The following is a 25,935-nucleotide window of genomic DNA, read 5'->3' on the forward strand; positions in this document are numbered from 1 at the left end:
GAGGTATGTTGAAAAATAAAAAAGTTGTTGTATTACTATTTGATTCTTTTGGTATAGGTCAAGCACCAGATGCAGCTGATTTTGGTGATGAGGGTTCAGATACATTAGGGCATATTGTTGATTATTTCAGTAATAATAAGCTGAAATTTTCTCTTCCTAATTTATCAAGAAAAGGTCTTAAAAAAGTGGCTGAATATAACAGATGTAAGGAATTATCACAAGATATAGCTCAGTCAGATGAAGTTGAAAATACTAAATATGGTTATTGTGCAGAGATAAGCCAAGGTAAAGATACGCCAAGTGGTCACTGGGAGTTAGCAGGGGTGCCGGTTACATTTGATTGGTATTATTTTACTAAGACTGATAGCCAAAGTTATTTTGATAAAGAGTTTATTGATAGGTGGATAGAAGAAGCTGGTTTAACTGATGGTTTTATAGATGCTGGGCACGCATCTGGAACAGAGGTGTTAAAAGAGCTTGGATGTGAGAGCTGTGTTACCAAAAAGCCTATTGTCTATACTTCAGCAGATAGTGTTTTCCAAGTTGCCGCGCATGAAGATTATTTTGGTTTAGATAGATTATTAGAAGTATGTGAAATAGCTAGAAAAATTCTCAATGATATGGATATGAAGGTTGGTAGAGTGATTGCTAGACCATTTATTGGGGAGTCAGCTGATGAATATGCACGTACGGGTAACCGTAAAGATTTTTCAATATTACCTCCAGCACCAACGTTACTGGATAAGTTATGTAAAGCAGGCGGTAGCGTTGTATCTATAGGTAAAATAGCGGATATTTATGCTGATCAAGGGATTTCTAAAAAAGTTAAAGCAACTGGGCTTCAGGATCTTTTTGATAAAACAATTGAGCAGTATGCTGTAGCTAAGCCCAACACTATTGTATTTACAAACTTTGTAGACCTTGATTCTAGTTATGGTCACCGTAGAGATCCAAAAGGGTATGGTAAAGCTTTGGAATATTTAGATGCAAGGATTCCAGATTTAGATAAAAAGTTAAGTGATGACACTATAGTCGTGCTTGCTGCTGATCATGGGTGTGATCCAACAGCTCCTGGTTCGGATCATACAAGAGAATGTATACCTTTTTTATTGTGGGGTAAGAATATTGAATCTGAATTTGTTGGAGCAAGGGATACTTTTGCTGATATAGGCCAGAGTATAGCTGATTTTATGGGTGTTGAGTCATTAGATTATGGTAGATCAATCTTTGGAGTCATGAATGATTGATAGGCAAAAGATAATATCCTTAATAGACTTAACACAATTAGGTGATAATGATACTAAATCAGATATAATCAAATTATGCACAAAAGCAAAGAACTCTCTTGGAGAAGTTGCTGCAGTTTGTGTGTATAAAAAATTTATTCCAGTAGTTAGAAAACAGCTTGGCCAAGGTTTCAAAATTGCAACTGTAGTTAATTTTCCTGCTGGTGGTCAAAGCATCAAAGAAGTTATTTTGGAAGCTAGAGAAGCTCTTACCTTAGGAGCTGATGAGTTAGACCTGGTCATAGATTATAAAGAATATATCAAAGAAGGTTCATCTGAGAAATCAGTACAAATGATTTCTGATATTAAAAAACTATGTAAGAACAAAATCCTCAAAGTGATTATAGAATCTGGAGAACTTAAGTCAGATGAATTAATTGAAAAAGTTTCTCAGGATGTTATAGATGCAGGAGCTGATTTTATCAAAACATCTACAGGTAAAACTAAAGATGGTGCGACGCTTCAGGCGGCCAAATCAATTCTGAAGATAATTAAAAAAAATAATAAGAATATTGGATTTAAAGCATCTGGAGGTATAAGAACATATGAGGATGCTATTGCTTATATAAAAACTGCTCAGGATATTCTTTCTGATGATTTTATTCAACCAATTACATTTAGATTTGGTGTAAGCGGTCTTTTAGATAATTTATTAAATAATGAAATAGGAAATAAAAATGCTTACTAAGCTTGGTTTTTTTGTTATAGGTGTTGCTGTTGTTTTTATGCTTGCCTTTATTTGGAGCAGTGATAGAAAAAAAATTCGCTATAACTACCTTGTTTTAATTTTAGTTGTTCAGATTGTATTGGCATACTTTTTATTAAGATCTGCTGTGGGAGAGAGTATTATTTATGTAATAGTTGTAGGTTTTGACAAGTTGCTTGAATGTGCTGCTGATGGAACTAGATTCGTCTTTGGTCCGCTTACTGATATGGCGGGAGGGCATTTATTTTTCTTTGCAGTAGGCATGCCGATAGTATTAATGTCAGCACTGATTGGTATTTTACAGTATTTTAAAATATTGCCTCTTATAGTTAAGGCTATAGGGGCTATTTTGTCTAGAGTAACAGGGATGGGGAAATTAGAGTCTTTTAATGCTGTAAGCTCATTAGCTGTTGGTCAGTCAGAAAATTTTATTGCATATAAGAAAATTATTGGTCACTTACCATCAAATGTTTTATATACAATGGCAGCTACAGCTATGTCGACAGTATCATTAGCTATATCTGGTGCATATATGGGAATGTTAAGTGTAAAAAATGGTTTTGACCCGAAGTTTGTGATAGTTGCTATGGTTATGAATATGTTTGGCACTTTCTTTGTGCTTACAGTTATTAATCCATACGAGAAATCTGATGCGATAAGTTTTGATAGCTTACATGAGACATATGATGAAACAATAGAAAAACAAAGCTTTTTTGAGATGCTAGCAGAGTATATTTTAGATGGTTTCAAGGTTGCTATAATAGTATGTGCGATGTTGATAGGCTTTATTGCTTTGTTGAGCTTGATAGATCTATTATTTGTAAATATTTTTGGTATCACATTTACGGATATATTGGGCTATGTTTTTTATCCATTTGCATGGGTCTTGCATGTTCCGGCAAATGAAGTTCATTTGGTAGGTCAAATAATGGGTACGAAGATGGTAAGTAATGAGTTTGCAGCCATTAACCTTATGTCAGAACATGTTACAGAATTAACTACTTATACCAAAGCGGTTTTATCAGTATTTTTGATATCTTTTGCGAACTTTAGCTCTATTGGCATTATTATAGGAGCTATACAGGCTCTTAATAAAAAAGCCTCTGTGCAAGTTGCAAGATTCAGCCTAAAAATACTCTATGGTGCTACATTGGTAAGCCTTTTATCGGCAGTTGTTGTTGGTTTGGTTGTTTAGTAAAATGAAAAAATCTACTTTTATTGTTGTTGAAGGTCTAGATGGTGCGGGTAAAAGTACAGCTATTAGTTTTATCCAAAAGTATCTAAAACAGAAGAATCTTCAAGCGATATACACTCGTGAGCCTGGTGGGACAAAAATAGCTGAAAATATTAGAAACTTAGCGCTTGAGAATTATGCTGATGAAATAGTTGCCTCTGACACTGAGCTATTATTGATGTATGCTAGTAGAGTGCAGCATATTCAAACTCTTATAAAGCCTAGTTTGAAATCCGGCTTGAATGTTGTTTCAGATAGATTTTATTGGTCTAGTATGGCATATCAGGGTGGTGGTAGAGGTATAGATTTATCTAAGTTAGAGTCCTTAAATAGACATTTTGTGTCGACTTATGAACCAGATCTTGTAATTTATCTTGATGTTGATCCTAAAATTGGCTTACAAAGAGCTAAAAAAGCTGGTGATCCTGATAGGATTGAACAAGCTGGTTTAGAGTTTTTTGATAGAGTTAGAAAAACTTTTAAAAGCTTAGTGAAAAAATCAAATAGTGCTGTAGAAATTGATGCAACTAAGCCTATTAAAGAGATAGAGGAACAAATTTATAAAATACTAGACGATCATTTTAATTTTCAAAATTAAATTATTTCTAGTACACTTCCTTTATTAAATATTTATATTAGATCTTAAAAAATATCATGAGTGAATATCTACAAGAAATTGCAAGACGTAGAACATTTGCAATTATTTCTCATCCAGATGCGGGTAAAACAACTATTACAGAGAAGATGCTTTTGTTTGGAAATGCAATCAAAACAGCAGGCACTGTAAAAGCTAAAAAAAGTGGAGTACACGCAACATCTGATTGGATGGAAATGGAAAAGCAGCGTGGAATTTCAATTACAACCTCGGTAATGCAGTTTCCATATAATAACAAGACAATTAATCTGCTTGATACTCCTGGCCATGAGGATTTTTCAGAGGATACATACCGTACACTAACAGCTGTAGATTCAGCTTTAATGGTTGTTGATGCGGTAAAAGGTGTAGAAGATAGAACTATTAAGTTAATGAATGTTTGCCGTCTACGTGATACTCCTATTGTAACCTTTATGAATAAGTTTGATCGAGATACACGAGATCCTTTGGAGCTTTTAGATGAGGTTGAAGAAATTCTTAAAATCAAATGTGCACCAATGAATTGGCCGATAGGAATGGGTAAGTTTTTTAAAGGCGTTTATGATTTGTATAGTGATGAGGTTACACTTTTTGAAACTGGTCATGGTCATGAGATTCACACCTTTAAAAAGATAAAAGGTTTAGCGAATGCTAAGAATGATATCGGAATTGATTTATATGATGATCTTGAGATGGAAATAGAACTTGTACGAGGAGCTAGTCATAAATTTAATGAAAAAGAATTCTTAGCAGGCAGCCTAACGCCAGTTTATTTTGGTACAGCATTGAGCAATTTTGGTGTAAAAGAGATGATGGATGGTTTCACACAATTTGCACCAGCACCACAAGCTCGAGAAGCAAATGAACGTGTTGTCAAAGCAAATGAAGTTAAATTAACGGGTTTTGTTTTTAAAATTCAGGCGAATATGGATGATAAACATCGTGATAGAATTGCATTCTTTAGAATTTGTTCAGGAAGGTATCATAAGGGTATGAAAATTTATCATGAGAGAACTGGAAAATTAATGCAAATTTCAAAAGCTCTTACATTTATGGCTGGTGAACGTGAGCAGGTTGAAGAGGGGTATGCTGGAGATATCATTGGGCTTCATAATCATGGAAGCATCCAGATTGGAGATAGTTTTACACAAGGAGAAAAGCTGAAATTTAAAGGCATACCAAATTTTGCCCCAGAGATTTATAAGCGAGTTAAACTAAATGATCCGCTTAAGATGAAAGCCTTACAAAAGGGACTTATTCAACTATCAGAAGAGGGTGCCACTCAAGTATTTAAGCCGATGATTTCGAATGATCTTGTGTTAGGGGCTGTAGGTATACTTCAATTTGATGTGGTTGCTCAAAGATTAGCTACTGAATACAATGTTAAATGTTCATATGAAGGGGTGAATGTGGTGTTAGCACGTTGGATTTTTTGTGATGATGATAAAAAATTAAATGATTTTAAGAAAAAATATCAAGTTAATTTATCATATGATGGTGCAGGATATCTTACTTACTTAGCACCAACAGGAGTTAATTTACAGTTGGCTCAAGATAAAAATCCAGATATTATATTTAGTGCAACAAGAGAACATTAGGTTCTGGAGCTTCTTCAGTAGAAAAAATGTGCTATAATTTTCTAGTCTTTACTTATAATTTATTAGGGTGCTACATGTTCAGAGGTATCAATAAAATTCTTACAGCTGGGATTATAATAGTCGCGGTGCAGCCAGCTCTCTCGATGGAAATATATACTGTTAAAGCGAATGATTATTTGTATAAAATAGCAAAAAATCATTCTTTAAGTGGTATAGGAACTTCGGAAATGACAGATGCTATTAAAGGTATTAATAAGTCAGAAATCCCGGAGATTGCCGAAAATAGAATAAAAATTGGTGATAAACTTGCTTTGCCTACAACGAGGAGTGAGGTGGAGGATGGTTTGACGCTGACTAGAAACCAAATGATTCATAACTCATATGACCAGGTAGCTACTAATAAACCTGATAGTCAAGCTGAAAATGCTACTTACTCACAATCTAGTGTAGAGAGCCAAGATAAGGTTCCATCATTAGTACCAATAGATGATTCTGATTTGACTACTTATAAAAAGGATTTGAATAGCCAAATAAGCGCTACTAATATAGTAGAGAGTGGATCTTCTGATGGGTATGGAATAGGAGCATTTTTTGGGTTGTTATTTAGATTAATAGTTTATATTGCTATCTTTGCTGCAATATTCTTTGTGGCTAGAAAATTTTGGAACAATAGAAACTCAAAAAAAGAGCTAGAATTAGAGCTTATCTCAAAGAAAAAAAGAGATCATTTAATGTCACGTATTTCTCCTGTTGTATCGGATGATGATTTTTATAGATCTGAGACAGCTAGTCGTGGGCCTCAAGAGGAATTTGACTTTTTCTGTAATTCTTCTAGCCTTAATTCATCAGTATTAGAATCCGAGAAAGACCATGTTGAAAGTGGTAATACTTTTGTTCATAGTGAATCATCAGATTCTCCAAGTTGTAATGAGCAAGGCATATATGAGAAGGATAAGAATATAGCAATTAAAACAGAAAAGGGAGTAGTTTTTGAAGCTAATACTGATGAGTCTTTAGTAGGGCAAACAGATGATGAAAATCAGGTTGAAGAGGTGGATTCTCAGCATCAGATGGAGCAAGAATTACAATATATAAATGAACTTGTTGAACAGTTCTTAGATAGTGAGAAATATGTCGAAGCAAGCATAACTATTCAGGATTGTTTAGAGAAAAACCCTAATAATATTGAATTACGCTATCAGCTTCTAGAGGTTTATGCTCAAGCTGGTGATGAAATTGCATTTGAAGGTGAGGTACACTTTATTAAATCTAAAAATATTGTTAGCATGTTCGATCCATTACACCAAAAAATAGCTAAACTCAGAGATAAATACTTTGAATAGTATTTTTAACCTTAGAAATATTTAGATTAGAGAATAAAAAAATGTTTTTTAGAAAGAAAAAGAATATAGAAGACACATCATCTTCAGGTTATATAGAGGTTCAAGAGACTAAGAAAGGCCTATTTTCAAGATTACAGTCAGGCCTATCAAAAACTGCAAATAAATTTAGTAGTGGTCTGGGTACTATCCTGATGGGTCAGAAAGTTGTTGATGAAGAGCTCCTTGAAGATATTGAGATGCAGCTCTTAACAGCAGATGTTGGTGTTGAGGCTACAGATGAAATTATTGGTTATTTACGTGAAAAAGTAGCTAGAAATGAACTACAAACGGCAGATAAGCTTAATGAAATCATCCAAGAAAAACTAACGGAGATAATTTTACCTTGCCAGGAAATGCTACAAGTCGATGAGGGGCAATCCCCATATGTAATATTGGTAGTAGGTGTTAATGGTGTTGGAAAAACTACAACGATAGGAAAATTAACTAAAAAACTTCAATCTGAAGGTAAGTCTGTGATGTTGGCTGCTGGAGATACATTCAGAGCAGCCGCAGTCGAGCAGCTTCGTGAGTGGGCTGATAGGAATGAAACCCAAATAGCTTACCAACATGATGGCGCTGATAGTGCATCTGTTATATATGATGCTATTAGTTCAGCTAAATCTAAAGGTATTGATGTTGTAATTGCTGACACAGCAGGTAGACTTCATAATAAAGATAATCTTATGCAAGAGCTTAAGAAAGTTGTAAAAGTTATTAAAAAAATAGATGAGGCTGCTCCGCATGAGATTATGTTGGTGGTTGATGCTACAACAGGTGGTAATGCTTTAAGTCAAGCAGAGGCTTTTAATCAGATTGTGAAAATTACAGGCATTACGATTACAAAACTTGATGGTACCGCCAAGGGAGGTATTGTTTTTTCTATAGCTAAAAAATTGGGTTTACCAATTCGATTTATTGGCGTTGGAGAGAAGGTTGATGATCTTCAGGCATTCGATGCAAAGAGTTTTACAAAAGCTCTATTTTAATTCTAATATCAATAGAAACCAAAAATTTTTAATTAATATATATTAATATATATTCTGGTAGTTTATCAATTTAATTTCATTATATTTATTCGATAAGTGTTAAACAATATCATACCTATGAAGGTTTTGTTTATATATTTACTATGTTTTGAGCTGATTATATAGTTAATCTGATAATATTGTGCTAAAGACGTGAGTAATAGCATCAGATAAATTATCAAAAGAATTATTTACTTTTCTTAAAATTCTTTTAAAATTGGCCCAAATTTTTTCTATAGGATTTAAATCAGGAGAATAAGCAGGAAGGTATAGTATCTGTATATCAAACTTCTCTGCTATTTTAGCCAATTTAGGAGACTTATGAAAACTAGCATTATCCATAACAACAGTAGTCTTTGGAATTAACTCAGGACATAAATGCTCTTCAAACCACTGATTAAAAATTTGAGTATCTGTATATCCAGTATACTCTAGCGGTGCTATAATCTTCTTTTCTTTGCTTATATTTAGGTGTCTTTTTTTAAAACTAAAACCAAGTCTGTTAAGACAATCATAAAATGTGCTTCTAGGTATTTCAGGAGCTAATGCTTCTCTAATATCTAAAGCCATTGCATCTGGATATGTTCTTAAGTAGCTTTCTATCGCTTCCTTATCTGTAAAGGTTGCTACTCTACCGCAACCCAAGCCTTGCTTAGATTTATAATCACCAGTTGTCTCGTATAAGTTTATCCAAGATCTAGTAGTACGGATATCTATATTAAAAAAATTACTTAGCTCTTTGTCTGTTAGGCCTTCTTTATATTTAGTTATTACGATATCTCTGAAATCTTGGCTATATGATGACATTTTTTCTAAATATTATAACATTATTGTCAAATAACTATCGGATTAACTATATCAGATATATGGTAAGTAAAACAAATGACTAACAATAAATGTTAAATATAGTTTGAATTCTAGTGATTTAAATAAGATTAATTCTAATGCTCTAGGTGAACTTTATTCAATTGAGTTTATTAATGCCGCGATTAATATGTAAGGTGATTTAATAGCTATCGTTACATTTTTTAGATGAGCTAATCTAACTTATATTATTTTTTGTAGAAAGATCAGAAAAATTTTCATAAATTTATTTAATATTGAACTTTAAATATTTCATAAAGAGTTTATTATATAAAATACCAATTAATTTATAAATATAATTTTAATAGTGAATAAAGATTCTAAGTTTAATAAGTTTGATTTAAGTTGGTTGATAATCAGTGTTGGGATGGCTGTTGGTGCAGGTATAGTTTTAGTTCCTGTAAGTGTTGGCGTAGTTGGGTTTGCTGTTTTTATTGTTTCTATACTGATAGCTTACCCAGGTATTTATCTTTTTCAAAAATTATATATACAAACGCTATTTCAATCAGAAAAACCAAAACCTTATAAAGAGACAATTGAAGAGTTACTAGGTAAGCAATGGTCAAATTTTTTAGGAATATTATATTTGTTGATGATGCTGACATGGACAGTTATTTATGCTGAAGTTGTAGCAAAATCTTTGGCTGTATATTTATATTTATTTAAGTTGACTGCTAATCCTCATCTAGAGCAAAATATTTTGTATAGTGCTATTTTGATGGTGGTATTGATTTTTATAGGAATGAAAAGTCGAAAGCTTTTCGTAAGAATATCTACACTATTAGTAGCTGTGCTTATTGTTGCTATTATTTTAGTTTCTATTTCTTTAATTCCTCTATGGTCACTTGACAATTTAACAGCAATTCCCGCTGGTACTGAACAGTTTATTACTAAAAGTATTATCATGTTACCATTTTCTTTGACATCTATTTTATTTATTCAATCATTAAGCCCTATGGTCATAGGGTATAGACTGCATTATGCAAGTAGTGATAAAAGTTTAGTGTTATCTAAAACACTTAAAACAATGACTGTTGCGTTTACTATTTTAGTTATTATTATTGGGTTTTATGTATTATCATTTTCACTGGTTATTCCTAGAGAGCAGGCACTGGAGGCTACAAGAAATAATCAGTCTGCTTTTATATTGTTAGAGAAGCAGGGTTTATCTAATAGTTTAATATACATTTGCGGCATTATTATTAGTTTATGTGCTATTTTGACATCTTTTTTAAGCGTATTAGCAGGTATGGAGGAGTCATTAAAAGGACTGTTAAGAAATAGCTTCACTAAGTTTGGTTTTAAAGAGGATTCAAATAATTTTTTTAATATAAATTCTATCGTTATAGTAATAATTTTTTTATTGACTTGGCTTTCAATAGTCTTTGATGCACCAGTTTATAGGTTAGTTCCGTTATCTGGTCCTGTGTTTGGTATTTTAGGGTGCTTAATTCCTGCTTATATTGTTTTTAAAACACCATCACTAAGAGAGCTTCGCACCAAAAGTATTTATTTTATTATTTTTGTTGGAGTTATTTTGATTATATCACCTTTACTTACATCAGCACTTTCATAATATAAGTAGGTATAAAAGCAAGGTTCTATAATCATTTTGGGGATAATACTCGATATACTAATGTCTAAAATGTCTCATTCCTGTGAAGACCATTGTTATTCCAGCTTTATTTGCTGCATCAATAACTTCTTGATCATTTTTAGATCCACCTGGCTGAATCACAGCTGTAGCACCAGCTTGAATACATTGTTCTAAACCATCTGCAAATGGGAAGAAAGCATCTGAGGCAACAGCTGAATTTTTAGCACCTTGGTGGGTTTGTGCTTTTTCAGCGCCAATTCGAGCAGAATCAACTCTAGACATTTGACCAGCTCCAATACCTACGGTTTGAGTATCTCTGGCATAAACAATAGCATTAGATTTAACATATTTAACAGCTTTCCATGCAAACATTAAGTCATCCCACTCTTTATCTGTAGGGGCTCTGTTTGTTACAACTTTACAGTTATCTATATTAACAGAACCATTATCATATGATTGAGACAAAATCCCGCCATTTATATTTTTACTAATCATGCGAGATGATTTTGTGTCAAAAACATTAGCGGTTTTTAGAACTCTTAAATTCTTTTTGATAGCTAAAATTTCTAAAGCTTTTTGTGTATAAGATGGAGCAATGATTACTTCTAGAAACATTTTTCCCAACGACTCAGCAAATTCTTCACCAACTTCACAGTTAAATGCTACTATACCACCAAATGCTGAAATAGGATCACAAGCTAGAGCTTTTTGCCATGCTTGATAGGCATTCTTGCCAGAAGCAATACCGCAAGGATTGGCATGTTTTATGATTGCACATGCAGGTTGTGAATATTCACAAACCATTTCAAATGCTCCATCAGCATCATTGAGGTTATTGTAAGACAGCTCTTTACCTTGTAATTGTTTAGCATTAGTGATACTTGTACACTCTTTATCAGTAGTATATACAGCAGCTTTTTGGTGAGGGTTTTCTCCATATCTTAAGACTTGCTTAAGAGAGCCTACGGAGAAAAGTTTTTTAGGATATTCTTCATCTAATTCCTTGCTAAACCAATTGGCAATATGACTATCATATTCAGCCGTATGTGCAAAAGCTTCTTTGGCAAGTTCCTTGCGAGTTTCTAGTGTAGTATTACCATCATGTTTAGACATTTCTTCAATAATTATTTGGTATTGATTAGGGTTAGTGACAATAGTTGTGTGTTTATGATTTTTTGCACATGAGCGAACCATTGAAGGACCACCAATATCAATATTTTCTATACAAGTATCAAAATCAGCACCAGATTTAACAGTATTAACAAAAGGATATAGATTTACTACTACCATATCTATTTGGCCGATATTATTGTTTCTCATAGCATCGATGTGCTCGGGATTGTTTCTATCAGCTAAAATTCCACCATGAATAAGAGGGTGTAATGTTTTTACCCTTCCATTCATTATCTCTGGAAAGTGTGTATGTTTAGAGACATCAACGACGTCAATATTAGCAGTTTTAAGGGCTTTAGATGTTCCGCCAGTAGATAGTATTTCAATATTATATTTACTTAATTCTCTTGCGAACTCAATGATACCTGTTTTATCTGAAACAGATATTAATACCCTTTTTATTTTTGACATTTTGATTCCTTGTTGTGTTATCTTTAGAGCCATATTTTAAATGCTATTATAACAATTTTAAGAATAAAGTCTTGACTAAAATAGTTTTATTAAATGATATTTTGCTAGTAAAATCATCACTAATATATTAATATACCTGATATCTAAATTTTAATCTCAAAAATTCAGTTTAATATGTCAAATATTGTAATCGTTGGTGCTCAGTGGGGTGATGAAGGCAAGGGTAAAATAGCCGATACTCTAGCTGAGAAGTCAGATTTGGTTGTACGCTATCAGGGTGGTAATAACGCTGGGCATACGCTTGTTGTGGATGGTAAGAAAACATTTCTTCATTTGATCCCATCTGGTGTTTTGCATAAGCATACTAAATGTGTAATTGGCCATGGTGTGGTTCTAGATCCTGTTGCATTAGATGAGGAGATGACACGTTTAAAAGAAACTGGTATTGATATTTCTGTAGAAAATTTATTTGTTTCTGAATCTTGTACTATCATTACGTCTTATCATAAGCTTTTAGATGCCGTTAGAGAAAGTAGTACTAGTGAAAAAATTGGAACTACTGGTAAAGGAATTGGCCCAGCATATGAAGATAAAGTGTCTCGTAAGGGTATTAAGTTTAAGCATTTGTTTGATAGAGAAGTACTAAAATCAAGATTAGAAATTTCTCTTACTGAAAAAGAGACGTTGTTTAAAGATTTATATAAAATTGAGTATCCTTTGTTAGAGGAAGAGTTGGATAGGCTATATAGTTTAGGTCAAAAACTTAAGCAATATGCAGCTGATACTTTTTCTATCATTGATCAAGCTATTGCCAACAATAAGAATGTTGTCTATGAAGGTGCTCAAGGCGTACTTTTAGATGTAGACTATGGAACTTACCCTTTTGTTACTTCATCAAGTACTTCTGTTGCAGGAGTATATTCTGGTGCGACAACAGCAGGCCATGATTTGGATCATGTAATTGGTATTACAAAAGCATACACAACCCGAGTAGGAGAGGGACCTTTTCCTACTGAATTATTTGATGAAGTTGGTATGTTTATCCAAGAGAAAGGTGGGGAAATAGGTGTAACTACTGGTAGAACTCGTAGATGTGGTTGGTTGGACCTTCCTCTTTTAAAGTATTCTGCTAAATGCTCAAATCTAACATCTATAGCTTTAACTAAAGTTGATGTTTTATCTGATATGGATAGTCTAAAAGTATGTGTTGGATATAAGTATGAAGGCAAAGAAATATATTGTGCATACCCAGGTATAGATTTATATAAGGTTGAACCTATATTGGTTGAAATGGAACCGTTTTCTTTCGATGAAACTGTGACTCAAGAAAACATGCCACAAGCGTTAAAAACTTATTTGAAGACTATAGAGAATCATATCGGTATTCCTATATCATCATTAGCATATGGTCCATCAAGAGAACAAATCTTATTCTTTGAAGATTATTTCAAAAAAGGTTAATTATGACTTACTCCGCAGAAAGTACTAATGTATATATAACAAGCCAACAGCTTGAAGAAGCTATAACTAAGCTGGCTGAAGAAATTAATCAAGATTATTCTGGTGAACAGGTTACTCTTGTATGTGTGTTAAAAGGATCTTTTATGTTTTTCGCAGACCTTGTGAGAAAATTAAGAGTAGATCTAAGAACGCAGTTCATTACAGCATCATCATATGGTTCAGGTACTACTAGTTCAGGCACCGTGGTTCTGACTGAAACATCACTCAAAGAAGAGTATGTTAAAGATAAAAATATCATAATCATTGAAGATATTGTGGATACTGGTAATACTTATCATAAATTGAAGGATGGTATAAATAAATATAATCCAAAAACTTTAAAATTTGCAACATTGTTATTTAAACCAGCAAGGCTTGAGAGAGAAGTTAATCTTGATTACGTCTGTTTTGAAATAGAAGATAAATTCATAGTTGGTTATGGATTAGACTATGATGAGAAGTATCGTGAACTTCCATATATAGGCCTTATAAAGTAAATACTTATTTTATAAATATCTACTAACAAAAGTTTCTCTTAGAAAGTCCTCAGCTAATTTCCAAGCCCTTTTATTTGATAATTTATTAAATACTGTGCCAAATTCTGGATCATTTGCATTAGGATTGGTAAATGCATGATAAGTATTTCCAAAGCTATGTAGCTGCCAATCAGCATTGCGTTTGCTCATTTCTTGTTGAAAATCGTTAATATGTTTAGGACTAACCATTGGATCATTATAACCGTGTAGGACTAGTATTTTTGTATCTATATCTTGTTCTTTTATGATGTTGGATTCTAGTAGTCCATGAAAGCTAATAACTGCTCTTAGTTGAATATTGGATCTTACCATGTCAAGTACACATTTGCCACCCAAACAAAATCCTATTGCAGCGATGTTTGATTCATCTACTTTAGGCATTTTTTTGACAACACTGTATGCTGTTCTAAGCCTAGTCATAAGAGCATATTTATTTGCTAATAGGTTGTTCATAAGAGAAGAATTCTCTTCTGTAGTTTTACCTATTTTGGCATCTCCATATATGTCTAAAGCAAAGCCTAGATAGCCTCTTTTTGCCATGGCTATTGCTTTATCACAAGCAAATTTATCTCTTCCTGCCCATGTTGGAGCTATTAATACAGCTGGAAGATAACCACTTCTATCAGGGTAAGCACAAAATCCTTTCAATAACACTCCATCACCACGATACTCAATTTCTTTTGTTATAACCATTTCCATTGCCTTTATTTAGAACTAGTATAATTATATAGTTAATCTGATAATATTGTGCTAAAGACGTGAGTAATAGCATCAGATAAATTATCAAAAGAATTATTTACTTTTCTTAAAATTCTTTTAAAATTGGCCCAAATTTTTTCTATAGGATTTAAATCAGGAGAATAAGCAGGAAGGTATAGTATCTGTATATCAAACTTCTCTGCTATTTTAGCCAATTTAGGAGACTTATGAAAACTAGCATTATCCATAACAACAGTAGTCTTTGGAATTAACTCAGGACATAAATGCTCTTCAAACCACTGATTAAAAATTTGAGTATCTGTATATCCAGTATACTCTAGCGGTGCTATAATCTTCTTTTCTAAATAGTTATAACCAGCAACTATACTTTTTCTCTGAGTTTGATAAGCAATAACTTCACCATAGCTAGGTTTACCAACAAGAGACCATCCTCTTAGTACAGACTGTTTATTATCCATACCCATTTCATCTAAATATACAAGTTTGTTAGGTTCAATAGTCTCAACAACCTCTATATAGTTAATCCGATAGTTATTTGACAATAATGTTATAATATTTAGAAAAAATGTCATCATATAGCCAAGATTTCAGAGATATCGTAATAACTAAATATAAAGAAGGCCTAACAGACAAAGAGCTAAGTAATTTTTTTAATATAGATATCCGTACTACTAGATCTTGGATAAACTTATACGAGACAACTGGTGATTATAAATCTAAGCAAGGCTTGGGTTGCGGTAGAGTAGCAACCTTTACAGATAAGGAAGCGATAGAAAGCTACTTAAGAACATATCCAGATGCAATGGCTTTAGATATTAGAGAAGCATTAGCTCCTGAAATACCTAGAAGCACATTTTATGATTGTCTTAACAGACTTGGTTTTAGTTTTAAAAAAAGACACCTAAATATAAGCAAAGAAAAGAACAAGATAGGCAAAGTTTTATAGAGGTTGTTGAGACTATTGAACCTAACAAACTTGTATATTTAGATGAAATGGGTATGGATAATAAACAGTCTGTACTAAGAGGATGGTCTCTTGTTGGTAAACCTAGCTATGGTGAAGTTATTGCTTATCAAACTCAGAGAAAAAGTATAGTTGCTGGTTATAACTATTTAGAAAAGAAGATTATAGCACCGCTAGAGTATACTGGATATACAGATACTCAAATTTTTAATCAGTGGTTTGAAGAGCATTTATATCCTGAGTTAATTCCAAAGACTACTGTTGTTATGGATAATGCTAGTTTTCATAAGTCTCCTAAATTGGCTAAAATAGCAGAGAAGTTTGATATACAGATACTATACCTTCCTGCTTATTCTCCTGATTTAAATCCTATAGAAAAAATTTGGGCCAATTTTAAAAGAATTTTAAGAAAAGTAAATAATTCTTTTGATAATTTATCTGATGCTATTACTCACGTCTTTAGCACAATATTATCAGATTAACTATAAAACTTTGCCTATCTTGTTCTTTTCTTTGCTTATATTTAGGTGTCTTTTTTAAAAACTAAAACCAAGTCTGGTAAGACAATCATAAAATGTGCTTCTAGGTATTTCAGGAGCTAATGCTTCTCTAATATCTAAAGCCATTGCATCTGGATATGTTCTTAAGTAGCTTTCTATCGCTTCCTTATCTGTAAAGGTTGCTACTCTACCGCAACCCAAGCCTTGCTTAGATTTATAATCACCAGTTGTCTCGTATAAGTTTATCCAAGATCTAGTAGTACGGATATCTATATTAAAAAAATTACTTAGCTCTTTGTCTGTTAGGCCTTCTTTATATTTAGTTATTACGATATCTCTGAAATCTTGGCTATATGATGACATTTTTTCTAAATATTATAACATTATTGTCAAATAACTATCGGATTAACTATATATAACAATGCATCAGGAATTATATTTCCGCAACTAATATCAGCTTTCCAATATAAAAACTTTATAGGAACTCAATCTCACCCATTTAAACATGCAAAAGACGAACGTGTTGGAGATGGGCTAAGAAAGGCTACTAGGAACTTTATTCAAGCTTCATTAGGTTTAGACAATTCCTCTGGAAATTATTATTCCTAACAGATTTCATTAACAAAAATGAGTAAACATATCTAAGGTTTATAATGCTAGTCATCTATATATTACAAAAACAAGATTCTTAAAAAATTCAGTTTCTTAAACTAACTGCCTTATAGTTTTTAAAGCTTATTATCGGCACAAAAACCTCTACATAAAGGGCTAAAATACCCGCAATTGACATCGCCAATAGAAATACATTCTCAGAAATACAAGTTAAAACAACAGGTGGTAAATAAGTACACAACATCACTTTAAAGTAAGATTCTTGTCCTAATGCATCTTTCAAATTATCCATTAACCCTATAGAAATACAACAAAATGATCCTATCATTGAAACAAACTGAAAAGCATTTAAGACATTACTCACAACAAGAGAATTAGTAAATAAATACATACTCCTATTAAAAGCCAATACTTGATCATGACTTTTAAAAATAGAAAGCATGCCATGCTCTCCATACATTGGTATGGTGAGAAATATTGCTACAAGCCAAATCATATATAAAATAGCTATTATCGATGTACTAATTACCAATAATATTGCCAAACCTTTAAATGAAAAACTTTTTTTATAATATTTAACAATACTTGGGATGATAAAATGATAGCCAAATGCATTAAATACCACCAACATAAAAGACAATGATCCAACAGTGATGAAAGGAGAACTATCTATGTTTACTACCATACTATGACTATAAGAAAAAATAAATATGATTGCTAACACAATTAGAGAAAGCTTTGCTAATACAAAAATTATATTATTATTGATAATTACCTTAGGCTTATATACAACCCAAGTTCCTAATACAATTATCAAAAATCCCGCCGATAGCAAATGTGTTAACTCACTATTATGCAAAAAATATGAGCTCACTGCAGATCCAACACCAGAAATATATGCTGCTAAAGTCAAATAAAGAATCAACAAATAACTACCAAACACAGTTACTCTTGCACCATTAAATTTCAAATATTTTGCTGATAAAGTAAAATATGTATTATGCTCTATTGGCAATTTATATGAAATTCTTAATACACACAATCCTGTTGCTGTCATTATTAACCATATTATTACTACTGCTAATAATGAACCTAAAAAACCCAGATTAGCAGCAGCTAAAGGTAAGCCTAAAATCCCTCCACCAACTGTCGAACCAATGATTAAAAATATGCCTGAAATAAATTTCATAAAACCCTAAAAGTAATATCTATTTTTATACTAAACCATAAGTTATCTTTCAAAAACATATTTTTTCACCAAATAAGGTAATTATACTTTTGGAAAATATAGTATACTTTAATCATAAAATTCACAATTACTCAAGATATTATGAAAAAAATAATTACTATTGGCGCTTCTGGAATTTTTCTCTTATCGCTAGGGTATTCAAATATCACAGTAGGGACTACTGGCGACTACGCACCTTTTTCTACTTTTGACAATAACATCAATAAATACAAAGGTAAAGATATTGACTTAATCCAAAAATATGCCGAAGCTACTGATCAAAGAGTGAGGTTTATTAAAACAACCTGGAAGACTGCTGAGTCAGATCTCAAAGCACATAAGTTTGATATATATGCTGGTGGCATGAGTATAACCAATGCAAGAAAGGAGAATTTTACTTTCTCTACAAAGCTAATTTCATTCCATAAAGCTGCAATAACACAATGTCTTAAGCTTAATAAGTTTAAAACATTTAGTGATATAGATAATCCAAACATTTTAGTAGTAGAAAATCGTGGTGGCACCAATGAGAAAATAGCACTGAAAAAGCTTAGAAATGCTAAACTACTAATAATCAAGGATAATAAATCTGCTATTAAATCTTTAACTAATGGTATAGATAAAATATATCCAGATCTGATGTTTACCGATACTACAGAAATTAACTATCTACATGCTATTAATCCAAAACTCTGCATAATACCTATAAATTTTGATAAAAACATATCATATCAAGCTTTTATGTTTAATAAAGATAATCAAGGTATAGCTTTGAAAAAAAGCTTCGATAGCTGGCTTATTAAAAATCCTGAACTACTTCATAAATATAGAACATCATAAGCTAAATCTCAAAACCTAGCATTTGCATCTCCCTAAAAACATACTCAAAAAATATTTAGCCAAAATGCTTAAATAAAAATTACAATTATCCACAATTTTAAATAAAAAATTGCACAAATCCCTTTTATTTGATTTTTTATTTGATAAAATGAATTAATATTCAAAATAAAATAAAAGCAGATATGCAAAAACACTACACAAAAGTTGCCAGCCATGAGGCTAAAAAAGGAAGTTTCAAACGTTGCCTCTTACTGTATTCTGGTGGCCTTGACACATCTGTAATGTTAAAATGGATTCAAGAAGAATATGAAGTAGAGGTAGTTGCTTTAACTATTGATATAGGTCAAGTTGCTGATAATTTGGAACAAATAAAACAAAAAGCTATTGATTTAGGTGCAATCGAAGCTATTGTCTATGATGCGAAAACACGTTTTGCTGATGAGATAATCAGCAAAGCAATTAAAGCAAATGCTGATTATCAAGGTGGCTACGCTCTTTCGACCCCTTTGGGTAGAGTTATCATATCTGAAATAGCTACAGAAGTTGCCAAAGAATATAATTGTGAAGTTATCGCTCATGGGTGTACTGGTAAAGGTAATGATCAGGTACGTTTTGAAAGCTATTTAACCACCCTTGATCAGAGCATAAAAACTATTGCTCCTGTTAGAGAGTGGGGAATGGGTAGAGAACAAGAATTAGAATATGCTGAAAAACATGGTATACCTGTAAAACAACAGAAAAGTAAACCCTACTCATATGATGAAAATATGTGGGGCAATACTGGCGAAGGTGGTGAGATAGAACATTCTAATCTAATAGCTCCCAAAGAAGATATATTACAATGGTGTAAAACACCTGAGAATGCTGCACAATCTTCCACTCAAATAACTTTAGATTTTGAGCATGGAATCCCTATTAAGTTAAATAATAAAGCTTTGCAATTAGCAGAACTCATTATGCAGTGCAATAAAATTGGTAGTGAGCACGGAGTCGGTGTATTTAACCTTATAGAGGACCGCCTAATAGGACTAAAAGTAAGGGGGATATATGAGAATCCTGGTGCCAGCATAATAATTTCAGGCCATAAAAAATTAGAACAACTAGTATCAACTAGACAAGAAAATGAACTAAAAACTTTTATGGACAACAAATGGTCATATTTAGCGTATTCTGCTGAATGGTATGATCCTGTTATGAATAATATTTATGCATTCATTAATGAGCAAAATAAAAAAGTAACTGGTAAAGTAACTATATCATTATACAAAGGCAACATTGAAGTTGTAGCTGTTGACTCACCTTTTTCTATGCTTAAGGCTGAATTAGCAACTTTTAATTCTGGAGATGATTTATTTAATCACAATGCTTCAGCTGGTTTTATTGAATTACATAGTTTAGCACAACGTACAGCATACTCAATAATGGAAAAATATAAGTAAAATATGAAGAAAAAACTTTGGCAAACCTCATCAGATAAACTTTTACCTATAGTTGAAAAATACACCGTAGGAAAAGATTATTTATTAGATCAAAAACTACTCAAATATGACATCCAAGCCAGCTTAGCTCACGCACAAATGTTACATAGAATTGCAATTTTAAACAATGATGAACTATTACTACTTGAAAATGGGCTTCAAGAAATTAAAGATTTATTTAATCAAGGGAAATTTTTTATAACTCAAGATCAAGAAGATGGCCATACTGCAATTGAACAATATTTATGTGACAATTTTGGTGAAGTTGGTAAGAAAATACACACCGGAAGAAGCAGGAATGATCAATCACTAGTAATGCTACGTCTCTTCATGAAAGATAAACTTTTAACATGTGAAAGGTTAATCAAAGAAAATATCTGCGCTATTAAATCCAAAGCCAGTAATTACCTAGAAACACCAATGCCTGGATATACGCATATGCAAAAAGCAATGCCTACTACAGTTGCCACATGGTTAAATTCTTTTGCAGATGGGTTAGAAGATACTTTACTCCTAATCTCTGCAACCAGAAAAATTATTGACAAAAATCCTTTAGGTTCTGCTTCTGGGTATGGAATTAACAATTTTAAACACGATAAACAATATACCACTGAACTACTAGACTTCCAGAGCATTCAAGAAAATCCTATATATTGTGGCTTTTCTAGAGGATATTTTGAGAAACTAGTAATACAAGCACTATCTAACCCAATGAGTATTTATTCTAAATTTGCTAATGACATGATGTTGTTTAGCATGTCTGAGTTTAATTATTTTAGCCTTGATAATTCATATACCACAGGCTCATCAATAATGCCACAAAAACGCAATTATGACCTATTTGAGATTATGCGTGGTAATGCAAAATTGTATCAAGGCTATCTACAACAAATTAGCTCAATCATCGAGGGACTTCCAAATGGCTACAACCGTGATTACCAATTAACCAAAGCACCTTTTTGCGATGCTCTGGAAATAATCGAAGACACAATGCTAATATTCAATCCAATTATAGAGAACTTAAATATACATAAAGATAATCTAACTCAAGCAATGTCTGATGACCTATACTTAACCGATGAGGTTTATAAATTAGTTAATCAAGGCCTATCTTTTCGCGATGCTTACATAAAAATAAAAAAAAGTATAATTAAATAAGCCTAAAAATTTTATACTGAAAATAAAAACTTCTCAATATTCTGATTTAATTTTTCAATATTTTTAATTGATGCAGGCGCTACAAATAGCGTATCATCTCCAGCAACAATTCCTAAGATATCAAAACTATTTTTATTGTAATCCAATACTCTAGCCACAAGCTGTGCTGCCCCTGGAGCTGTTTCAATTACTACCGTAGTTTCATTAGCAACAATTTTAACTATAAGTGTTGCCATAGTATCACTCATAAGTGGAGGAGCTGGCTCATCAGGGATTTTATAGACTAATATCCCTTTACTACTTTTTACTTTTATTGCACCAATCTTCTTAAGCAATCGATTAACTTTAGACTGACTAGCTTCATATCCAAGCTGGGACAAAGTGTCACAGATCTCATTTTGAGATGAAAATTCTTTACTTAAAATAAGCTGTTGTAAATCATATTGAATATCAGTTTTTGTCATAAGTTATATTTATATTATAAGGTTATGCTTTATTATAATATTTTTTTATTAGCTAAACCAATTACTTTAATGCCATTATTAAACTAATTCTATAGGATCAATATCAAAATATATTTTCAAAGAATTCGACCTATTTGTACAAAATTCTTTTTCTGCCCACTTAATAGTTATATTTATATGTTTACGAGTCTTTGCTGTTATTAATAAGCTATATCTAAAAGTATTATTACGCTTAAGATGAAGTGCTGGTAATGGTGAAGATACTTTAATATTTTCAAAATTTTTCAAACTTAAAGACATTGTTTTTAATAAATAAAGGATTTCATTTTCTTTTCTTGATTCAACTACAATCTGAGCCTGATATGAATATGGTGGATACTCTGCATATTTTCTTTGATCCAAAAGATAATCTAAAAATACTAAATAATCACTACTAACCAATAATTGTAATAACTTGTTTTCTGGCTGATAGGTTTGTAATACAATAGCTCCCGGTTTATCCGCACGTCCCGCCCTGCCTGAGACTTGCACAATGATTTGAGCAGTACGTTCAATAGCATGAAAATCACAACTATAAAGACCCGCATCAATATTTATCAATCCAACTAGAGTAATGTTTTCAAAATGATGACCTTTAGCTATCATTTGTGTACCAACAATAACATCAACCTCATTATTATTTATCATTTGATTAGCATTATTTAAATCTGCTATTGATTTAATATTAGAGCGATCAAAACGAATAACTTTATTATAAGGGAATCTTGCCTCAATTCGAGACTGAATCTTTTCTGTCCCTGTTCCATAGGGAAATAATTCCTGCTTTTCACAGCTGGGACATGATGTAACCAAAGATTTACGTGAACCACAAAAATGACATTCCAAATATTGATACGGATGTGTATGTAAAGTATATGGTTTATCACATTTCTTGCACTCTACAGCTTCACCACATGCTTTACATACAAGGGCTTTGGCGAATCCCAACTTATTAATAAAGATTAAAGACTGTTGATGTGCTACAATATTTTCTTCTATAGAAGAAAAAAGCCTATCACTAATACCATTGTCTACAATACTAGACTTTAAGTCTAGAAGCTCAATTTGATTAACATGATTATTCAAAGCTCTATTATATAATTTAATTAAATCATACTTACTAATAATAGCATTATAATAACTTTGAATAGATGGTGTCGCACTGCCTAACACTATTGGAATATCTAGCTGATTAGCTCTAAAGATGGCCACATCGCGAGCATTATACCTAATAGTGCTAGTTTGTTGTTTAAATGAAGCATCGTGCTCTTCATCAACTATTATTATCCCTAAATTCTTAAAATCCGCTAGTACGCCACTTCTCGTTGATATAACTATATCAGCTTCATGTTTTTTTATTTTAAGCCAATTTGTAAGCCTTGATTTTTCACTCAACTTAGAATGTAACGCAACAATACGGCTATTAGGAAACCTACTTTCAAATCTCTTAATTGTTTGAGGTGTGAGATTGATCTCTGGGACTAATATTAGTATTTGTTTAAATTCATCTAATTTTCTTTTGATTGCTTGTAAATATACTTCTGTTTTACCACTACCTGTTACACCATAAAGTAAAGAAACATTAAACTTTTTTTTTGCTAATATTATTGCTAGAGCCTTTTTCTGCTCTTCATTTAGATCTTTACACTCATCAACTACTGTTGTATTTTCTAGTTTCTTAAACCTATATGTTTTTTTAAAAATCTGCTTTTCTAAAAGCTTATTAATTATATAACTTGAACCTAATTCTTTTAATTCCTCATATTTAATCAATCCAATATTTGTAATAGCCTTTATTAAATTTTGCTGTCTAGTCGTTAATATATTTTTGCTAAGTGCTTTTTTATCTAAATAAACAAAAACCTCTTGCTGAGGTTTTATATCTATATTCTTGAAATATTCATTTGGTAATGCTAAACGAATTGCACTATATATGTCACAACAATAATAATTAGATATCCATTGAATCAATTTTATTACATCTGAGCCTATAGGTTTATCAAGAAGTTTTTCTATTGGCTTAACTTTCTCAAAAGCATAATTTATTTTAACATCTTTAGCTATAACAAATCCTATTAGCTGACGTTTACTAACCTGAACTAAAACTCTATCAAAAAGCTCAACCTGATGATTAGTACCCACACTATAATCTAACATATAGTATGGAGGTACAGGCACAGCTACTTTAACAATCATTATTTAGCTTCCACAACTCTTGCTCTCATATACCAATAATAAAACCCATAAACAGCTGTAATAAAAAATATAAAATTTTGTAGAACTTGCCCATATAAATGCTGCTGATACATTACAAAAACAAAGTATAAATCAGAAATTATCCAAACTATCCAATTTTCCATAAATCTCTCGATAGTCATAATAATTGCCGTAAATGTTATACCTGTTAAAACACCTGTCGATATAATATCTTTCGAACTAGTAGCATAATTAAACAACACAGAAATCAAGACCAAAGCAACCAGATACAATGCATAACGAATATAATCAGTTACCCTCATCCACTTAATAGCACTATGTTCACCATCTACACCTTGAGTATACCACTTATACCAACCGTAGCTAAAAAATACGACATACACACCTTGTAATAACACAAGAGAATATGTGGCCTTAAATGAAAATAATATAAATAATAATATAGCTCCAACAATTCCTAATGACCATGACCAAACCTTTAATCTAGCAAGATATATTGTATATAAAACATTTATTATCAATGCTGAGTAGTCTAAAAACTCAAATAACACTATGAAAACCCACCTAGAAACACTCGTATAATTTTATATCAAGATCTTTATATAGGTTTGATTTTATCTCATTAACCTTTCTTATTGAACTAGTTTTAAAATTAATTGTAGGATTAAAAGCTAAATAAACCTTATGTAAACTAATATCAAAAACATCGCAGTTAAGATAACAAGTGTCATGCGATGATATTCTTATCACATTAGCACGCTCTAAATCATATAAAATTCTTTTAATTTTGTCATAATCTGCTACAGCCATTTTTTTATAAAGAGTATTAATACTTACTCCATTTTTAAGCTCTTTTTGTACCAGATGTAGTTCTTTAAGCATATTCACACCAATGCTAAAATCATCTCTTCTAACTTCCTTCTTAAAATCAAGGGTAACTTTCATATATTGCATGGCTCTAATCATCACGGCTCCTAAAAGAGTAATTTGCCATGTAACAAAAACCCACAATATAAATATTGGGATTAATGACAGTGAGCCATAAATCACTGAATAAGTAGGAATATAAAGCATATATAAAGAAAATATTTTTTTAGCCATAGAAAATACTATTGTTACAAGGAATGCCGCCAATAAAGCTACTGTTGAATTGATCTTAGTGTTAGGTAATATTTTATAAACAACAAAAAAACCTCCTGTCAAAAATATTAAAGATAATATATCTAATAAATATTGCTCGATACCAATATCTCTAACAAACCATGCCATTGATATAATATAAGTACTCGAAATAAATACAAAACCCATTAATAAAGGTCCCATTGTCATTAATGCCCAGTATACCAGTAGACTCTGAACTAAAGGGCGCTGTCTATTTACATAAAATATTTTATTTAAAGTTATTTCTAGTCGTTTAATCATTAAAAAAATAACTACCAAAAGAACTATAACTGATGTAATTGGTAAAGCTGTCATTTTAGCCGAAATTCCGGTAATATACTGCTGAACTGCAGTTGCTGTAGAAGGCAACATATTATCAAATAAAAAACTTTGTAAGTTTTCAGAAAGAGAACTAAAAGCATTAAAAGCATTCAAAATATTTATTATAATGAAGAAAACTGGTACGATAGCAAACAAACTTGTAAGAGTTATCGAAGCTGCTACAGTTGGGCAGTCTTTACGAACATATTCCTTAAAGACCCAAACCCAATAATTTTTTAAAATCAGCAAATACTTTTTGTATAATTTGATATCAAACATAGAGTAAC

At 31.9% G+C, this 25,935-nt stretch carries 21 protein-coding genes and 3 pseudogenes; 14 read left to right on the forward strand and 10 right to left on the reverse strand.

Translation table 11 applies throughout. From position 1 onward, the window contains the following. Nucleotides 1–5 precede the first annotated feature (5 nt). The 7 genes from ACR0PV_RS01040 (at nucleotide 6) to ftsY (ending at nucleotide 7,826) form a co-directional block, all read left to right on the forward strand. Nucleotides 6–1,247, forward strand: coding sequence for a phosphopentomutase (locus ACR0PV_RS01040; protein WP_488173210.1), 1,242 nt, complete (start codon nucleotides 6–8; stop codon nucleotides 1,245–1,247). Next, nucleotides 1,240–1,974: a deoxyribose-phosphate aldolase gene (gene deoC, locus ACR0PV_RS01045; RefSeq protein ID WP_488173211.1), complete on the forward strand. Its 735-nt coding sequence runs from the start codon at nucleotides 1,240–1,242 to the stop codon at nucleotides 1,972–1,974. The genes ACR0PV_RS01040 and deoC overlap by 8 nt, the downstream gene beginning before the upstream one ends. Then, a complete protein-coding gene (locus tag ACR0PV_RS01050) occupies nucleotides 1,964–3,187 on the forward strand; it encodes a NupC/NupG family nucleoside CNT transporter (protein ID WP_488173212.1) in 1,224 nt (407 codons plus the stop codon). The genes deoC and ACR0PV_RS01050 overlap by 11 nt, the downstream gene beginning before the upstream one ends. 4 nt (nucleotides 3,188–3,191) lie before the next feature. Beyond that, entirely contained in the window at nucleotides 3,192–3,824 is a 633-nt protein-coding gene (gene tmk / locus ACR0PV_RS01055; protein WP_488173213.1) for a dTMP kinase, read from the forward strand. Between the two features lie 56 nt (nucleotides 3,825–3,880). After that, on the forward strand, nucleotides 3,881–5,458 hold the full coding sequence (locus tag ACR0PV_RS01060) for a peptide chain release factor 3 (protein WP_488173214.1): 1,578 nt from the start codon (nucleotides 3,881–3,883) through the stop codon (nucleotides 5,456–5,458). A 74-nt stretch (nucleotides 5,459–5,532) separates the two neighbouring features. Next, a complete protein-coding gene (locus ACR0PV_RS01065; protein WP_488173215.1) occupies nucleotides 5,533–6,801 on the forward strand; it encodes a LysM peptidoglycan-binding domain-containing protein in 1,269 nt (422 codons plus the stop codon). A 41-nt stretch (nucleotides 6,802–6,842) separates the two neighbouring features. After that, on the forward strand, nucleotides 6,843–7,826 hold the full coding sequence (ftsY, locus tag ACR0PV_RS01070) for a signal recognition particle-docking protein FtsY (protein WP_488173216.1): 984 nt from the start codon (nucleotides 6,843–6,845) through the stop codon (nucleotides 7,824–7,826). Between the two features lie 165 nt (nucleotides 7,827–7,991). Here the strand turns inward: ftsY and ACR0PV_RS01075 are convergent. Then, nucleotides 7,992–8,672 (reverse strand): annotated as a pseudogene (locus ACR0PV_RS01075) (transposase). A gap of 364 nt (nucleotides 8,673–9,036) precedes the next feature. On the opposite strand from ACR0PV_RS01075, the gene ACR0PV_RS01080 reads away from it, so the two are divergent. Further along, nucleotides 9,037–10,305, forward strand: coding sequence for an aromatic amino acid transport family protein (locus ACR0PV_RS01080; protein WP_488173217.1), 1,269 nt, complete (start codon nucleotides 9,037–9,039; stop codon nucleotides 10,303–10,305). Between the two features lie 57 nt (nucleotides 10,306–10,362). Here ACR0PV_RS01080 and purH read toward each other — a convergent pair whose 3' ends face one another. Further along, a complete protein-coding gene (purH, locus tag ACR0PV_RS01085; RefSeq protein WP_488173218.1) occupies nucleotides 10,363–11,910 on the reverse strand; it encodes a bifunctional phosphoribosylaminoimidazolecarboxamide formyltransferase/IMP cyclohydrolase in 1,548 nt (515 codons plus the stop codon). Between the two features lie 174 nt (nucleotides 11,911–12,084). Here purH and ACR0PV_RS01090 point away from each other — a divergent pair, with 174 nt between their 5' ends. Both ACR0PV_RS01090 and hpt read left to right on the forward strand, forming a co-directional pair. Further along, entirely contained in the window at nucleotides 12,085–13,371 is a 1,287-nt protein-coding gene (locus tag ACR0PV_RS01090) for an adenylosuccinate synthase (protein WP_488173219.1), read from the forward strand. A 2-nt stretch (nucleotides 13,372–13,373) separates the two neighbouring features. Further along, entirely contained in the window at nucleotides 13,374–13,907 is a 534-nt protein-coding gene (hpt, locus tag ACR0PV_RS01095) for a hypoxanthine phosphoribosyltransferase (protein ID WP_488173220.1), read from the forward strand. Nucleotides 13,908–13,916: 9 nt separating this feature from the next. Here the strand turns inward: hpt and ACR0PV_RS01100 are convergent, their stop codons facing one another. Both ACR0PV_RS01100 and ACR0PV_RS01105 read right to left on the reverse strand, forming a co-directional pair. Further along, entirely contained in the window at nucleotides 13,917–14,639 is a 723-nt protein-coding gene (locus ACR0PV_RS01100) for a dienelactone hydrolase family protein (protein WP_488173221.1), read from the reverse strand. Nucleotides 14,640–14,677: 38 nt separating this feature from the next. Then, nucleotides 14,678–15,193 (reverse strand): annotated as a pseudogene (locus ACR0PV_RS01105) (IS630 family transposase); the annotation flags it as partial. Between the two features lie 38 nt (nucleotides 15,194–15,231). On the opposite strand from ACR0PV_RS01105, the gene ACR0PV_RS01110 reads away from it, so the two are divergent. Continuing rightward, nucleotides 15,232–16,112 (forward strand): IS630 family transposase gene (locus tag ACR0PV_RS01110; protein WP_488172904.1). Its coding sequence is split into 2 segments (ribosomal slippage): nucleotides 15,232–15,556 and nucleotides 15,556–16,112, totalling 882 coding nucleotides; the frame shifts between segments, so codons are not numbered across the junction. Here ACR0PV_RS01110 and ACR0PV_RS01115 read toward each other — a convergent pair. Then, a pseudogene (locus ACR0PV_RS01115) lies at nucleotides 16,105–16,493 on the reverse strand (COG3415 family protein); the annotation flags it as partial. The gene ACR0PV_RS01110 and the pseudogene ACR0PV_RS01115 sit on opposite strands and share 8 nt — an antisense overlap. A 334-nt stretch (nucleotides 16,494–16,827) precedes the next feature. Then, the gene (locus ACR0PV_RS01120; protein ID WP_488173222.1) at nucleotides 16,828–17,931 is read right to left on the reverse strand and encodes an aromatic amino acid transport family protein; all 1,104 of its coding nucleotides are present in this window, start codon (nucleotides 17,929–17,931) and stop codon (nucleotides 16,828–16,830) included. Between the two features lie 138 nt (nucleotides 17,932–18,069). On the opposite strand from ACR0PV_RS01120, the gene ACR0PV_RS01125 reads away from it, so the two are divergent. The 3 genes from ACR0PV_RS01125 to argH all read left to right on the forward strand — a co-directional run bounded on the left by ACR0PV_RS01125 (nucleotide 18,070) and on the right by argH (nucleotide 21,446). Next, nucleotides 18,070–18,810, forward strand: coding sequence for a transporter substrate-binding domain-containing protein (locus ACR0PV_RS01125; RefSeq protein WP_488173927.1), 741 nt, complete (start codon nucleotides 18,070–18,072; stop codon nucleotides 18,808–18,810). Between the two features lie 182 nt (nucleotides 18,811–18,992). Next, a complete protein-coding gene (locus ACR0PV_RS01130; RefSeq protein ID WP_488173223.1) occupies nucleotides 18,993–20,249 on the forward strand; it encodes an argininosuccinate synthase in 1,257 nt (418 codons plus the stop codon). Nucleotides 20,250–20,252: 3 nt separating this feature from the next. Further along, entirely contained in the window at nucleotides 20,253–21,446 is a 1,194-nt protein-coding gene (gene argH / locus ACR0PV_RS01135) for an argininosuccinate lyase (RefSeq protein ID WP_488173224.1), read from the forward strand. Between the two features lie 11 nt (nucleotides 21,447–21,457). Here argH and ACR0PV_RS01140 read toward each other — a convergent pair whose 3' ends face one another. The 4 genes from ACR0PV_RS01140 to ACR0PV_RS01155 form a co-directional block, all read right to left on the reverse strand. Then, the gene (locus ACR0PV_RS01140; RefSeq protein ID WP_488173225.1) at nucleotides 21,458–21,910 is read right to left on the reverse strand and encodes an arginine repressor; all 453 of its coding nucleotides are present in this window, start codon (nucleotides 21,908–21,910) and stop codon (nucleotides 21,458–21,460) included. Nucleotides 21,911–21,988: 78 nt separating this feature from the next. Continuing rightward, on the reverse strand, nucleotides 21,989–24,145 hold the full coding sequence (gene priA, locus ACR0PV_RS01145) for a replication restart helicase PriA (protein WP_488173226.1): 2,157 nt from the start codon (nucleotides 24,143–24,145) through the stop codon (nucleotides 21,989–21,991). Continuing rightward, complete coding sequence (gene pnuC / locus ACR0PV_RS01150; RefSeq protein WP_488173227.1) at nucleotides 24,145–24,717, reverse strand: nicotinamide riboside transporter PnuC; 573 nt, start codon at nucleotides 24,715–24,717, stop codon at nucleotides 24,145–24,147. The genes priA and pnuC overlap by 1 nt, the downstream gene beginning before the upstream one ends. A 13-nt stretch (nucleotides 24,718–24,730) precedes the next feature. Further along, the gene (locus ACR0PV_RS01155; protein ID WP_488173228.1) at nucleotides 24,731–25,927 is read right to left on the reverse strand and encodes a YihY family inner membrane protein; all 1,197 of its coding nucleotides are present in this window, start codon (nucleotides 25,925–25,927) and stop codon (nucleotides 24,731–24,733) included. Nucleotides 25,928–25,935: the final 8 nt, after the last annotated feature.

This window comes from Francisella sp. AG1 (genome assembly GCF_057683165.1).

Coding starts and splice junctions, on each gene's coding strand:
- ACR0PV_RS01040 (WP_488173210.1), top strand. CDS start 6: ATGTTGAAAAATAAAAAAGTTGTTGTATTACTATTTGATTCTTTTGGT.
- deoC (WP_488173211.1), top strand. CDS start 1,240: ATGATTGATAGGCAAAAGATAATATCCTTAATAGACTTAACACAATTA.
- ACR0PV_RS01050 (WP_488173212.1), top strand. CDS start 1,964: ATGCTTACTAAGCTTGGTTTTTTTGTTATAGGTGTTGCTGTTGTTTTT.
- tmk (WP_488173213.1), top strand. CDS start 3,192: ATGAAAAAATCTACTTTTATTGTTGTTGAAGGTCTAGATGGTGCGGGT.
- ACR0PV_RS01060 (WP_488173214.1), top strand. CDS start 3,881: ATGAGTGAATATCTACAAGAAATTGCAAGACGTAGAACATTTGCAATT.
- ACR0PV_RS01065 (WP_488173215.1), top strand. CDS start 5,533: ATGTTCAGAGGTATCAATAAAATTCTTACAGCTGGGATTATAATAGTC.
- ftsY (WP_488173216.1), top strand. CDS start 6,843: ATGTTTTTTAGAAAGAAAAAGAATATAGAAGACACATCATCTTCAGGT.
- purH (WP_488173218.1), bottom strand. CDS start 11,910: ATGTCAAAAATAAAAAGGGTATTAATATCTGTTTCAGATAAAACAGGT.
- ACR0PV_RS01090 (WP_488173219.1), top strand. CDS start 12,085: ATGTCAAATATTGTAATCGTTGGTGCTCAGTGGGGTGATGAAGGCAAG.
- hpt (WP_488173220.1), top strand. CDS start 13,374: ATGACTTACTCCGCAGAAAGTACTAATGTATATATAACAAGCCAACAG.
- ACR0PV_RS01100 (WP_488173221.1), bottom strand. CDS start 14,639: ATGGTTATAACAAAAGAAATTGAGTATCGTGGTGATGGAGTGTTATTG.
- ACR0PV_RS01120 (WP_488173222.1), bottom strand. CDS start 17,931: ATGAAATTTATTTCAGGCATATTTTTAATCATTGGTTCGACAGTTGGT.
- ACR0PV_RS01130 (WP_488173223.1), top strand. CDS start 18,993: ATGCAAAAACACTACACAAAAGTTGCCAGCCATGAGGCTAAAAAAGGA.
- argH (WP_488173224.1), top strand. CDS start 20,253: ATGAAGAAAAAACTTTGGCAAACCTCATCAGATAAACTTTTACCTATA.
- ACR0PV_RS01140 (WP_488173225.1), bottom strand. CDS start 21,910: ATGACAAAAACTGATATTCAATATGATTTACAACAGCTTATTTTAAGT.
- priA (WP_488173226.1), bottom strand. CDS start 24,145: ATGATTGTTAAAGTAGCTGTGCCTGTACCTCCATACTATATGTTAGAT.
- ACR0PV_RS01155 (WP_488173228.1), bottom strand. CDS start 25,927: ATGTTTGATATCAAATTATACAAAAAGTATTTGCTGATTTTAAAAAAT.